This is a genomic window from Belnapia sp. AC561 (assembly GCF_979252845.1).
In genome coordinates this window covers 12,984-24,899 of sequence record NZ_CEEDBP010000009.1, presented here as the reverse complement: position 1 = coordinate 24,899, position 11,916 = coordinate 12,984, and the positions used below count along the sequence as shown (strand labels likewise).

The following is an 11,916-nucleotide window of genomic DNA, read 5'->3' as shown; positions in this document are numbered from 1 at the left end:
GCGCGCCGTTTGCAATTCCGGCCCCGACAGGTTTATTGCGATTCCATGCTGAATTTCACCGGCTGCCGCATCCTCGTCCTCGGCGACGTGATGCTCGACCGCTTCCTCTACGGCGACGTGGACCGGATCTCGCCGGAGGCCCCGGTCCCGGTGATGCGCCTGCGCCGGACCATCGCCATGCCCGGCGGCGCCGGGAACGTTGCCCGCAACATCTCCGCCCTCGGCGGCCAGGCGGTGCTGGTCGGGCTGCTGGGCGAGGACCCGGCCGCGGCCGAGTTCCGCGCCCTGCTGGCCGATGACCCGCGCATCGCCGATGCGACCGTCGCCAGCGCCGCCCGCCCGACCATCTGCAAGACCCGCCTCATCGCCGGCACCCAGCAGCTCGCCCGGCTGGACGACGAGACCACCCGCCCGGCCGATGCCGCCGAAGCCTCGGCCCTCGTCGCCGCCACCGCCGCCGCCCTGCCCGGCTGCCAGGCGCTGATCCTTTCGGACTACGCCAAGGGCGTCCTGGCGCCGGAGGTGATCGCCGCCGCCATCGCCGCCGCCCGCGCGCTGCGCATCCCGGTCTTCGCCGACCCGAAATCGGATGACTTCAGCCGCTACCGCGGCGCCGATTGCCTGACGCCCAATGCGCGGGAGCTGGCCCGCGCCGCCCGGATGCCGGCCGGCACGGAAGCCGAGGTGATCGCCGCCGCCCGCCACGTCATGGCCGCCGCCGCGGCCCCGGCCCTGCTCTGCACCCGGGCCGAGAAGGGCATGACCCTGGTCGAGGCCGGGACCGCCGAAAGCGTCTCGGCCCTGGCGCGGGAAGTCTTCGATGTCTCCGGCGCCGGCGATACCGTCATCGCCACCCTGGCGCTGGCCCATGCCGCCGGGCATCCGCTGGCGGAGGCCATGCGCATCGCCAATACCGCCGCCGGCATCGTCGTCGGCAAGCTCGGCACCGCGACGGTCGGCGCCGATGAGCTGGCGCATGCGCTGCGGGCCGAAGGCGGTGCCGGCACCGACGAGGGCATGCTGCTGGACCACGCCGCCGCCGCCCGGCTGGTCGCCGACTGGAAGGCGCATGGCCTCCGCGTCGGCTTCGCCAATGGCTGCTTCGATATCCTCCACGCCGGCCATGTCGCCATGCTGCGCGCCGCGCGGCGCCGCTGCGACCGGCTGGTGGTGGCCTTGAACACGGATGCCTCGGTCGCCCGGCTCAAGGGACCGAGCCGCCCGGTGAATGCCTTGGGCGACCGCGCCGCGGTCATCGCCGGCCTCGCCTCGGTCGATGCCGTGGTGGCCTTCGGCGAGCCGACGCCGCTCGAACTGATCCGGTTGCTGCTGCCGGACGTGCTCATCAAGGGCGCGGACTACCGCATCGATCAGGTGGTCGGTGCGGCCGAGGTCCAGGCCGCCGGGGGCGAGGTCCTGTTGCTCGACCTGTTGCCGGGCCGCTCCACCACGGGGGTGATCCGCCGCCTGCAATCACCCCAGGGGTGATATCGGCCTCACGGCCCTCGCGAAAATGCGGTATACTGCTGCGTAATTCGTGATGGAACCGTTGCCTTGCCTAATCGCGCCGCTGCGCGGCTGCTCCTCCCCGGCCTGAGAGTGCCGTCCAGCCTGCGCAGCCGCATCCTCTCCCTGGTGCTCGCCCTCGCGCTGGCCATGGGCACTCTGGCCGGCATCGCTCTGTGGCAGGCCTATGCGACGGCGCAGGATCAGGTTGCGAACCAGCTGCTCGCCACCGCCCGCGCCATGGCCCGTGTGGTGGACCGCGAATTCGCCCGGGCCGAGGCGCTGCTGCAGGGCCTCGCCCTGATGCCGTCGATCCGCGACGGCGACTTCACCGGCTTCATCGAAAGCGGCCGCATCGCCGGCGACATCCTCGGCCTGCCGGACATGGCGCTTGCCGGCCCGGATGGCCGCCAGCGCGCCAGCACCATGGCCACCCACGAACGGCTGGCCCAGGGCCTGCCGGCCGCGCCCGAGGCCATGCGCGTCTTCCGCTCCGGCCGCACCGAGATCAGCAATTTCAGCGAGGGCTCCGCCGCGGAGCAGCCCCGCATCCTGGTTGCCGTGCCGGTCCGGGCCGGGCGCGATGGGCCGGTGCTCTATGCCCTGGCGCTGATCCTGCCGCGCGAGCGGCTGACCGCCGCGCTGCTCGAACAGCAGATGCCCGAAGGCTGGGCCGCCAGTGTCTCCGACCGCGTCCTGACCCTCGTCGCCCGCAACCGGTCGGAGGAGATCTGGGTCGGCCAGCGCACCCCCGAGGCGGTGGCCGCCCGCATGGGCGACCGGACGGAGGGGCTGATCCCCGACAGCGTCAACATGGAGGGCGAGCAGGTCCTGGTCGCCTTCTCGGTGGCGCCCTTCTCCGGCTACCGGGTCGCCATTGGCGCCTCGCAGGCTTCCTTCGCAGCCCTGCGCTGGACGGCCATGCTGCGGCTGGCCTCCGTGGTGGCGCCCATCGTCGGGCTGAGCGTGGCGCTGGCCCTGCTGCTGGCCCATCGCCTCGCCCAGTCGCTCCGCGGCCTCGCTCAGCCCAATGCCGCCCAGCCGGAGCTGCGCGAGATGGCCGAGCTGAGCAACGCCCTCGCCGCCGAACGCGCCGCCCGCGATGCCGCCGAAGCCGCGTTGCGCGACCGCAGCGCCTGGCTGGAAGCCGCCCAGCAGGCCGGCGAGGTCGGCGTCTGGGCCTGGGATGCGGCCAGCGACAGGGCCCGCTGGTCGGATGGCATGGCCGCGCTGCTGGGCATGGCGGGTGGGTCCTCCACCGGCCATGCCTATCGCCACCTGCGCCGGCTGGTGCTGCCCGCGGATCGCGCCGGGCTGGATGCCGCCATCGCCGGCATCCTGGCCGAGGCCGAACCGCCGGCTGTTGAATTCCGCCTGCGCCGGCCGGATGGCACGCTGCGCTGGCTGCGCGCCCAGGCCAGCCTGCTGCCGGCCACCCCGGATGGGACCAGGCTGGTGCTGGGCGCCTTCATCGACGTCACCACCCGGCGCGCGCTGGAGCAGGACCGCGAAGCGCTGCTGGCGCAGAAGGAATTCCTCGCCGGCGAGATCCACCACCGGGTCAAGAACAGCCTCCAGCTCGTGCTCAGCCTGCTGCTGCTGCAGGCCCGCCGCGCCTCCCCCGAAGCGGCGATGCAGTTGCGGGAGGCTGCCGGGCGGGTCTCCACCGTCGCCGCGGTGCATCGCCGGCTCTATGAGGATGACACCCAGGATGGCGGCGACGCCGGCCGCTACATGGCCGGGCTGGTCGAGGATCTGCGCCGGTCGTTCGCCGACCGCAGTGCCGGCCGCGACATCCTGCTGGTCGCCGAGCCCGGGCTGCGGCCGGGGCTGGAACGGCTGGCGCCGCTCGGCATCGTGGCGACGGAGCTGATGACCAATGCGCTGAAATACGGCGGCGGCACCGTCACGCTCCGGCTGCAACGGGCGGCAGCGGAACTCGAGCTGGCGGTCGAGGACGAAGGGCCGGGCTTCCCCACGGATTTCAACCCCAATGCCTCGCGCGGCCTCGGCATGCGGGTGGCGACCACCCTCACCCGCCAGGCCGGCGGCCGGCTGGATGTCGACCGCAGCGCCAAGGGCGGCCGGGTGGTGCTGCGGGTGCCGCTGGCCGTGGCCTGATCCGGCCTAGCGCCGCAGGATCACCGTCGTCAGCACATCCAGCACCACCACCGCATCCGCCACCCGCCGCCCGGTGAAGCGCAACCTGGCGATCCCCCGGTCCGGCTTGCTCCGGCTCGGCGTCAGCTGCTCCACCCGGCCGGTGATGTGCAGTTCGTCCCCCGGCCGCACCGGCGCCGGCCAGGCCACCTCCATCCCCGCCCCGCCCAGCGAGGTCTTGGCGATGACCCCGGTGCGGATCATCAGCGCGAAGCAGGCCGAGAGGGTATGCAGCCCGCTGGCGATCAGCCCGCCGAAGGGCCCCTCGGCCGCCGCCGCCTCATCCACATGCATCGGCTGCGGGTCGAAGCGCTGGCCGAAGTCGAGGATCTCCGCCCGCGTCATCACCAGGCGGCCGAAGTCGAATTCCTGGCCGACCGTCAGGGCGTCGAATGATTCGATGGGGTCCATGGTCACTCACATCAGGGATTGCATGTCGCCGTCGACCGCCATGGACTGGCCGCTGATGGTCGCGCCGAAGGGGCTGCAGAGGTACAGCGCCATGTTGGTGATGTCCTGCGGCGTCACGTAGCAGCGCAGCGAGACGTTCTTCAGCGCATCGGCCTCCTGCTCGGCGAAGCTCCAGCCGCGGGCCTGGGCCTTGGCTTCCAGCACCCGGCGGATGCGGTCGCCGGCGACCAGCCCGGGCAGGATGGCATTCACCCGGATGCCGTCCCCGCCCAGCTCGATCGCCAGCGACTTGGTGAAGCCGATGACGCCCCACTTGGCCGCCGCGTAGGGGCTGCGCAGCGGAAAGCCGAAGCGCCCCGCCGCCGAGGAGAGGTTGACGATCGACCCGCCGCCGGCCGCCCGCAGCGCCGGCACCGCCCGCCGGGCGCAATGGAACATGGCCTCGAGGTCGATCTTGAGGGTGCGGCTCAGCGCCTCCGGCGTCACATCCTCGACCCGCGCGGTCGGCCCGGCGATGCCCGCATTGTTCACCAGTACATCCAGCCCGCCGAGCCTGGCGACGGCGGCATCGACGAAGCCCTCGCAGCCCTCCACCGTCTCCATGTCGGCCGTCATCGAGGGATAGGGGCAGCTCGCCAGGGCCTCCCGGTCCACGTCGCAGACGAAGACCCGGGCACCGCAGCCGGCAAAGCCGTCGGCCAGCACCCGGCCGATCCCGCCTGCCCCGGCGGTGATCGCCACCCGCAACCCATCCAGCCGCACCGTCAGCGGCGCCGTATTCGCCTGCATTCCCGATCCTCCCTGATCCATCGTCTAGCGGGCGGCGGCCGCCACGACCTCCCGCCCCAAGGCCTGCACCAGCTGCGCCGCAGCGCCCGGCGGCCCGAGCGGCAGGGTCATCCGCAGCTTCAGGAAGCGGCCCCGCACCACGCCGAGGCAGAGGAAGCCCTCCGCCCGGTTGCCGCCCTCGAAGGCCAGGCCCAGGGCCTCGCAGCGCAGCGCCGGCTGGCCATCCGGCCCGGGGACCGGCTCCGCCGGCAGCCGCCCGTCCACGCGATAACGGCGTTGCGGCCCCAGGATCTCCACCTCCCGCACCGCCTGGGACAGCTCGGCCTCCAGGCTCGCCACGGCCGCTGCCGGTTCCAGCCCGCGATCGTAGCGATAGACCGTCGCCACCCCCGGGCCACCCGCCGCCGGCCGGTACTCCGCCGCCGCCCCGAGGCCGGCCCCGTTCGGCCGCGCCTCGAAATCGGTCACCTCGCCCCGCCGCCAGCCCGCCGCCAGCTCCGGCAAGGCGGCGATCAGCTGCAGTGGGGTCTCGGGCAACTTGGGTGCCGGCTGGTTGGGTGCCGGTTGGTTGGGTGCCGGCTGGGCCGCGGCGAGGCCCGGCACCGCCAGCAGCGACAGGGCGAGGAGGATGCGCATCATGCTCCAGGCTAGGCACCCTCCTCCCCAACCGGCAAGGTCGCCCGCATGCGCCTGATCGCCCTTTTTGCCGCCCTGCTCATCGCCCTCGGCCTTTACCGGACCCTGACTCCAGACGAGCCCGCCCCGAAGCACCACCCCGCCGGCCGCAGCAGCCAGAGGCCGGCGCAGACACCGGCCCAACCGGGCGAGCTCAAGCTCGCCACCTGGAACATCGCCTGGCTCACCGACCGCGACCACCTGCTGCCGCGCGACCGGACCCAGCGCCGGCCGGCCGACCTCGCGCTGCTGGCCGGCTATGCCCAGCGGCTGGACGCCGACATCCTCGCCCTGCAGGAGATCGACGGGCCGGAGGCCGCCGCCCGGGTCATCGACCCCCGCCGCTACGCCTTCTACTTCCCCGACGAGGACGACCTGCAGCGCTCGGGCTTCGCCATCCGCCACGGCCTGCGCGTCACCCAGAACCGCGACCTCGAGGCGCTCGACCTCAATCCCGGGGCCCGCTTCTCACTCCGCCGCGGCACCGACATCACGGTCGACTCGGGCCGCGCCCGCATCCGCCTGCTCTCGCTCCACCTGAAAAGCGGCTGCGCCTCCGGCTCGAACGGCCGCGACGACAATGATTGCGCGCAGCTCATCCGGCAGGGCAAAATCCTCGCCCAATGGATCGCCGCGCGCCGTGCCGAGGGCATCCCCTTCGCCCTGCTCGGCGACTTCAACCGCACCATGACCAATCCGAACGACGAGCTCTGGCGCAGCCTGACCGCCACCACCCCGCTGCTGCGGGCGACCGAGGGCACCTCCAACCCCTGCTGGGCCAGCGGCCGCGGCGGCCGGTCCTTCATCGACCATATCCTGCTCGGCGGCCCGGCGCGGGACTGGCTGGTGCCGGACAGCCTGCGCGTCCTGGTCTATGCCGAACGCGGCCAGGACTACCGCGAGCGCCTCTCGGACCACTGCCCGGTCAGCCTCCGCCTCCGCCTGCCGTAACGGCTTCCGCCGTCGCGCCGGTGGTGCAACCATCCGGCCGGAACGGGAGGATACCGATGCAGCGGCGCGCGATACTGGCCACGGGTCTGGCGGCCCTGGCGGGCCCGGCCGTCCAGGCGCAGGGCGCCTGGCCCAGCCGCCCGCTGCGGCTGATCATCCCCTACACGCCGGGCGGCGCCACCGATGCCATGGCCCGGCTCGCCGCGCAGACGCTGGGGGAAGGCCTCGGCCAGACCGTGGTGGTGGAGAACCGGCCCGGCGGCAATGGCGTCATCGGCACCCAGGCGGTGCTGCAGGCCCCGGCCGATGGCTATACCATCCTCGGCTCCGCCTCGACCCATGTGCTCCAGCACCTGGTCCTGAAGGCGCCGGGCTACGACCCGCTGGCGGATTTCCAGCCCGTCGCCCGCACCGGCCGGGCGCCCGCCATGCTGGTGATGGACCCCAGGCGGCCGCAGCGCTCACTCGCCGAGGTGGTCGCCGCCGCCAAGGCGAATCCCCGCGCCTGGAGCTTCGCCACCTCCTCCCTCGGCGCCTCCGGCCATCTCGCCGCCGTCGCCTTCAACCAGGCGACCGGCGCCGGGATCGAGATCATCCCCTATCGCGGCACCGCCCCGGCGCTGGTCGATGTCCAGGCCGGCAACATCCAGCTGCTCTTCGACAGCGCCGCCGCCCTGCTGCCCACCGCCCGCAGCGGCAATGTTCGCGCCCTGGCGATCACCGCGCGGGACCGCTCCGCCCTGGCGCCCGACGTGCCGACCGCCATCGAGCAGGGCCTGCCCGGTTTCGAATTCGCCAGCTGGTACGGCGTTTGGGCCGCCCGCGGCATGGCGCGGGAGCAGGTGGAGCGGATGAACGCCATCCTCCAGGCCGGGCTGCGGGAGCCGGCGACCATCCAGCGCCTCGCCGGCCTCGCCCTGGAACCCATCGCCGAATCCACCGCCGAGACCGCCCGCTTCATCGCCGCCGATGTCGAGAAGAACGCCGCCCTGCTCCGCTTCGCCAATTTCCAGCCGGAATAGCGGTGAACGTCTTCCTCCGCGTCAGCCTGCCGCTGGCCGCCGTCGGCTTCATCAACCAGGCCTCCCGCACCGTGGTGGCGACGGTCGGGCCGGTGATGGCGCTGGAATTCGGTCTCTCGGCCAGCGGCCTCGGCGCCCTGGCCGCCATCTTCTTCGCCGCCTATGCCCTCGCCCAGCTGCCGATCGGCCTCGCCATCGACCTGCACGGCGCCCGCCGGGTGCAGACGGTGCTCGCACTTGTCGCCGCCATCGGCTTCGCCACCTGCGCCCTGGCGCCCGACCCCGGCCTGCTCGCCATCGGCCGCTTCGTCACCGGGCTCGGCATCGCCGGGGCGCTGATCGGGCTGATGAAGGCGAATTCCCAGTGGTACCCGCCGCAGCGGCTGCCGGCGGTCAATGGCGTCGCGGTCTTCATCGGCGCCGCCGGCGGGCTGGCGGCGACGGTGCCGGTCCAGGCGCTGCTGCCGCTGGCCGGCTGGCGCGGCATCTTCCTCGGCCTCGCGGCGCTGGCCACGCTCATCGCCCTCTGGGTCCGGCTCTCGGTGCCGCTTGCCCCGCCCGGCGCCCGGCCGCCGGTCCGCCGCCGCCTGCTGGTCGAGGTCCTGGAGTTCGGCCGAATCTTCCGCCACCCGGAGTTCACCCGGAACATGCCGGCGCTCGCCCTCTGCTCCGGCCTGGTCTTCACCTACCAAGGGCTCTGGGCCGGGCCCTGGCTGCGCGACGTCGGCGGGCTGGAGGCCGGGGCCCGCGCCGGGGTGCTGCTGTTCTATTCGCTCGGGATGATGACCGGGCAGCTGGTCAGCGGCCAGATCGCCTCCGCCCTGCACAAGCGCGGGCTCGACCCGATGCTGGTGCCCTTCGCCGGCATCGGCGCCATGGCGGTGATGCAGGCGCTGCTGCTCGCCGGGCCGCAGGGCACCACCCTGCTGTCGGTGCTGTGGTTCGGCTTCGCCTGCGTCGGCTCCACCGGCCCGGTCGCCTATGCGGTGCTGGCCCAGCGCTTCCCGCCGGAGATGACCGGCCGCGTCGCCACCGCGCTGAACGGCAGCATGCTGGCCCTGGTCTTCCTGCTGCAGAGCCTCATCGGCCTCATCCTCGACCTTTGGCCGCGCACCGCCGCCGGTGGCTGGGACCCGGCGGGCTATTCCTGGGCACTGGGCTTGACCCTGGCCGGGCAGGTGGTGACGGTGGCCTGGTTCTGGCTCGCCCCGCGCCTGCGGCACGGAGTCTAAAGCGTGATCGTCCGAGGTGGAATCACCGAAGGACGTGAATCATGCGACAAAACAATAAGCTGGACCGTGATCCGCGCTTCTGTCAGCGCGGATCACGGCCGGATAGGGGGATTGCCGCCATGGAGCCGAAGCGACGCCGCAAGCTGGTGTCCCAATACCGGATCGACTCCGGCAAGGGCTTCCACCTGAAGGACCACGATCCGGGCGATACCGCCGGCCTCGACCTCGATAAGGATGCTGGCGCCGCCCTGCTGGTCGAAAGCGCCGAGCGCCTCTCGATCCTGCAGGACAAGCTTTATGCCCAGGACCGCTGGGGCGTGCTCTGCATCTTCCAGGCGATGGATGCGGCCGGCAAGGACGGCGCGATCAAGCATGTCTTCAACGGGGTCAATGCCCAGGGCTGCCACGTCACCAGCTTCAAGGCCCCCGGCCCGGTGGAGCTGGACCATGATTTCCTCTGGCGCCACGCCGTCGCCCTGCCCGCCCGCGGCGTGATCGGCATCCACAACCGGTCCTGGTACGAGGAGGTGCTGGTCGCCCGCGTCCATCCCGAGATCCTCGATCGCCAGAAGCTGCCGTCGAGACTCCGCGGCAAGCATCTCTGGGACCAGCGGCTGGAGGATATCGCCGCCTTCGAGGGCTACCTCGGCCGCCAGGGCTTGGTGGTGCTGAAATTCTTCCTGCACGTCAGCAAGGACGAGCAGCGCCGCCGCTTCCTGAAGCGCATCGAGGAGCCGGAGAAGAACTGGAAATTCAGCCTGGGCGACGTCGCCGAGCGGCGCCACTGGGACGACTACCAGGCCGCCTACGAGAAGGCCATCCGCGCCACCGCCACCGCGGATGCGCCCTGGTACGTCGTCCCGGCGGACAACAAGTGGTTCACCCGCCTGGTGGTCTCCGAGGCCCTGGCCGGCGCGCTGGAGGACCTCGACCTGCACTACCCCAAGGTCTCGGCCGAGAACCGCGCCGCCCTCGATGCCGCCCGGCGGGAGCTGGGCGCAGAGGAGGCTTGACGAGGCCCTGCGCGACTAGGACCATGATGGGGTGAGGGACCTTGCCCCCGTCAGCCGCGGCGACGACGACCAGCTCTGGGCGGTCTATGCGACCGTGGGCCGCACCAACCGCGTGGCCGATGTCTATCGCAGCCGCGCCGCCGCGCTCGCCGACCGCGAATGGCGGGCGCAGCAGGTGAAAGCCTATGAGGACTTCCTCCGCCGCTCCCGCCAGCCGGTGCCGCATTACAGCGTGGCACCGATCTCTCGGTCCGAGCTGCCGCGGAAATGGACCCCGTTGCCGGCACTCGGCTTCCTGCGGGGCCAGTTCATCTGAAGCGGATCGCCCGGCCACCGGCCGGGCGCAGTAGTCAGGCCGGCTTGCCGCCGACCCAGGGCCGCAGCGCCGCTGGGGTACGCATATCCTCCGGCACGGTAAAATCGCTGGCCTTGCCGCGCATCGCCCCAGGCGGCTTCGGCAACCCGCTGCGCTGGCGGAAGGCCGCCATCGCCGTCGGGCGCGGCCGCTGCAGGGCCAGCGCGCACCAGAGATCCAGCGCGGCGATGCCGAGCGTCGCCAGCATCGCCGCGCCGGACCGCTCCCGCTCCGGCCCTGCCACCCCGGCGGCCAGGGTGCCGATGTCCAGCGCATCGCCGCCCACCCGGCCCCAGACCCAGGGGGTCGGGTCCTTCGCAGTCAGCAGGCCGATGCCGGTGGCGATCTCCCGCATGCCATAGCTGGACATCAGCCGCTCATGCCCGGTGAGGCCGGTGGCGCGGGTGACCCGGTGTGGCGCCACCACCTGGGCGACGCCGAGGGCGATGCTGAACCAGCCCAGGCCCTGGGCCAGGGCCAGTGCCTGATCGGACCCGCGGGTCCGGCGCGGGGTGGCGGTCTGCGTGGCGGTTTGGGGCACCCCGCTCATGGCTTGATCACCACCTTGATGCAACCGTCTTCCTTGTCGCGGAAGGTCTTGTACATCTCCGGCCCCTGCTCCATCCCGACGGTGTGGGTGATGACGAAGCTCGGGTCGATCTGGCCATCGACGATCCGCTTCAGCAGGTCGTCGGTCCAGCGGGCGACATGGGTCTGGCCCATGCGGAAGGTCAGCCCCTTGTTCATCGCCATGCCGAAGGGGACCTTGTCGATCAGCCCGCCATAGACGCCGGGGATCGAGAGCGTGCCGGCCGGGCGGCAGACGTACATCATCTCCCGCAGCACATGCGGCCGGTCGCTTTCCAGCATCACCGCCTGCTTGACCCGGTCATAGACGCTGTCGATCGTCGCCGTCGCATGCGCCTCCATGCCGACCGAATCGATGCACTTCTCCGGCCCCTTGCCCTGGGTCAGCTCGTTCAGCCGCTCGACCACGCTCTCCTTGGAGAAATCGATGGTCGTCGCGCCGCCGGCCTCGGCCATCGCCAGCCGCTCCGGCACCCGGTCGATCGCGATCACCTGCTTCGCGCCCAGCAGCACGGCGGAGCGGATGGCGAATTGCCCGACCGGACCGCAGCCCCAGATGGCCACCGTATCGGTTGGCTGGATGTCGCATTGCACCGCAGCCTGCCAGCCGGTCGGGAAGATGTCGCCAAGGAAGAGCACCTGCTCGTCCGTCAGCCCATCCGGCACCTTCACATGCGTCGTATCGGCGAAGGGGATGCGGACGTATTCGGCCTGGCCGCCGGCATAGCCGCCGGTCAGGTGGGAATAGCCGAAGAGCCCCGCCGTGCTGTGGCCGAAGACCTTGTCGGCCATCGCCTTGTTGCGGTTGGACCGCTCGCAGACCGAGAAATTGCCCCGCCGGCACTGCTCGCACTGGCCGCAGGTGATGGTGAAGGGCACGACGATCCGGTCGCCGCGCTTCAGCGCCTTGTTCTCGGAGCCGACTTCCTCGACCACGCCCATGAACTCATGGCCCATGATGTCGCCGCTCTCCATGCCCGGCATGAAGCCGTCGTAGAGATGCAGGTCCGAGCCGCAGATGGCGCAGGCGGAAACCTTGATGATGGCATCGCGCGGATGCTCGATCTTCGGGTCGGGAACAGTATCACAGCGGATATCGTGTTTGCCGTGCCAACGTAGTGCGCGCATCGAAGCCTCCCGCGGGCCCGCGAACCGGTCCCCTCACGGGTCGAACGCGAATGTACCGGCCTCGGTTGTGCGATGCAGGCGGAATG

Annotated in this window: 12 protein-coding genes; 7 read left to right on the top strand and 5 right to left on the bottom strand. The window is 71.9% G+C overall.

What is annotated here, in order from left to right; all coding sequences use genetic code 11:
* Positions 1 to 48: 48 nt before the first annotated feature.
* Positions 49 to 1,488, top strand: a complete 1,440-nt coding sequence (gene rfaE1 / locus AC0IW9_RS09675) for a D-glycero-beta-D-manno-heptose-7-phosphate kinase (protein ID WP_471648167.1) — start codon at positions 49 to 51, stop codon at positions 1,486 to 1,488.
* A 66-nt stretch (positions 1,489 to 1,554) separates the two neighbouring features.
* Positions 1,555 to 3,627, top strand: a complete 2,073-nt coding sequence (locus tag AC0IW9_RS09670) for a sensor histidine kinase (RefSeq protein WP_471648023.1) — start codon at positions 1,555 to 1,557, stop codon at positions 3,625 to 3,627.
* Between the two features lie 6 nt (positions 3,628 to 3,633).
* Here AC0IW9_RS09670 and AC0IW9_RS09665 read toward each other — a convergent pair whose 3' ends face one another.
* From AC0IW9_RS09665 to AC0IW9_RS09655, 3 genes are read right to left on the bottom strand one after another with little or no spacing between them, the layout of a single operon-like run.
* Positions 3,634 to 4,077 (bottom strand): MaoC/PaaZ C-terminal domain-containing protein, encoded by a 444-nt coding sequence (locus tag AC0IW9_RS09665; protein WP_471648022.1) that lies wholly within the window; start codon positions 4,075 to 4,077, stop codon positions 3,634 to 3,636.
* A 6-nt stretch (positions 4,078 to 4,083) separates the two neighbouring features.
* Positions 4,084 to 4,866 carry an SDR family oxidoreductase gene (locus AC0IW9_RS09660; RefSeq protein WP_471648021.1) on the bottom strand — a complete coding sequence of 261 codons (783 nt, stop codon included), beginning with the start codon at positions 4,864 to 4,866 and terminating at the stop codon, positions 4,084 to 4,086.
* 24 nt (positions 4,867 to 4,890) lie between these two features.
* The gene (locus tag AC0IW9_RS09655; protein ID WP_471648020.1) at positions 4,891 to 5,505 is read right to left on the bottom strand and encodes a hypothetical protein; all 615 of its coding nucleotides are present in this window, start codon (positions 5,503 to 5,505) and stop codon (positions 4,891 to 4,893) included.
* Positions 5,506 to 5,550: 45 nt separating this feature from the next.
* Here AC0IW9_RS09655 and AC0IW9_RS09650 point away from each other — a divergent pair, with 45 nt between their 5' ends.
* The 5 genes from AC0IW9_RS09650 to AC0IW9_RS09630 all read left to right on the top strand — a co-directional run bounded on the left by AC0IW9_RS09650 (position 5,551) and on the right by AC0IW9_RS09630 (position 10,075).
* Positions 5,551 to 6,492 carry an endonuclease/exonuclease/phosphatase family protein gene (locus AC0IW9_RS09650; protein ID WP_471648019.1) on the top strand — a complete coding sequence of 314 codons (942 nt, stop codon included), beginning with the start codon at positions 5,551 to 5,553 and terminating at the stop codon, positions 6,490 to 6,492.
* Between the two features lie 56 nt (positions 6,493 to 6,548).
* Positions 6,549 to 7,514 carry a Bug family tripartite tricarboxylate transporter substrate binding protein gene (locus tag AC0IW9_RS09645; RefSeq protein WP_471648018.1) on the top strand — a complete coding sequence of 322 codons (966 nt, stop codon included), beginning with the start codon at positions 6,549 to 6,551 and terminating at the stop codon, positions 7,512 to 7,514.
* A 2-nt stretch (positions 7,515 to 7,516) separates the two neighbouring features.
* A complete protein-coding gene (locus AC0IW9_RS09640) occupies positions 7,517 to 8,746 on the top strand; it encodes an MFS transporter (RefSeq protein ID WP_471648017.1) in 1,230 nt (409 codons plus the stop codon).
* A 119-nt stretch (positions 8,747 to 8,865) separates the two neighbouring features.
* On the top strand, positions 8,866 to 9,759 hold the full coding sequence (locus AC0IW9_RS09635) for a polyphosphate kinase 2 family protein (protein ID WP_471648016.1): 894 nt from the start codon (positions 8,866 to 8,868) through the stop codon (positions 9,757 to 9,759).
* A 31-nt stretch (positions 9,760 to 9,790) separates the two neighbouring features.
* Positions 9,791 to 10,075: a hypothetical protein gene (locus AC0IW9_RS09630; RefSeq protein ID WP_471648015.1), complete on the top strand. Its 285-nt coding sequence runs from the start codon at positions 9,791 to 9,793 to the stop codon at positions 10,073 to 10,075.
* A gap of 34 nt (positions 10,076 to 10,109) precedes the next feature.
* Here the strand turns inward: AC0IW9_RS09630 and AC0IW9_RS09625 are convergent, their stop codons facing one another.
* Both AC0IW9_RS09625 and AC0IW9_RS09620 read right to left on the bottom strand, forming a co-directional pair.
* Entirely contained in the window at positions 10,110 to 10,664 is a 555-nt protein-coding gene (locus AC0IW9_RS09625) for a hypothetical protein (RefSeq protein WP_471648014.1), read from the bottom strand.
* Positions 10,661 to 11,830: a zinc-dependent alcohol dehydrogenase gene (locus AC0IW9_RS09620; protein ID WP_471648013.1), complete on the bottom strand. Its 1,170-nt coding sequence runs from the start codon at positions 11,828 to 11,830 to the stop codon at positions 10,661 to 10,663. Before AC0IW9_RS09620 ends, AC0IW9_RS09625 begins: the two co-directional genes overlap by 4 nt.
* Positions 11,831 to 11,916: the final 86 nt, after the last annotated feature.

Bases quoted from the DNA above. Each gene is read 5' to 3' on its own strand.
- AC0IW9_RS09665 (WP_471648022.1), bottom strand. From the start codon at position 4,077: ATGGACCCCATCGAATCATTCGACGCCCTGACGGTCGGCCAGGAATTC.
- AC0IW9_RS09645 (WP_471648018.1), top strand. From the start codon at position 6,549: ATGCAGCGGCGCGCGATACTGGCCACGGGTCTGGCGGCCCTGGCGGGC.
- AC0IW9_RS09660 (WP_471648021.1), bottom strand. From the start codon at position 4,866: ATGCAGGCGAATACGGCGCCGCTGACGGTGCGGCTGGATGGGTTGCGG.
- AC0IW9_RS09655 (WP_471648020.1), bottom strand. From the start codon at position 5,505: ATGATGCGCATCCTCCTCGCCCTGTCGCTGCTGGCGGTGCCGGGCCTC.
- AC0IW9_RS09650 (WP_471648019.1), top strand. From the start codon at position 5,551: ATGCGCCTGATCGCCCTTTTTGCCGCCCTGCTCATCGCCCTCGGCCTT.
- AC0IW9_RS09625 (WP_471648014.1), bottom strand. From the start codon at position 10,664: ATGAGCGGGGTGCCCCAAACCGCCACGCAGACCGCCACCCCGCGCCGG.
- AC0IW9_RS09635 (WP_471648016.1), top strand. From the start codon at position 8,866: ATGGAGCCGAAGCGACGCCGCAAGCTGGTGTCCCAATACCGGATCGAC.
- AC0IW9_RS09620 (WP_471648013.1), bottom strand. From the start codon at position 11,830: ATGCGCGCACTACGTTGGCACGGCAAACACGATATCCGCTGTGATACT.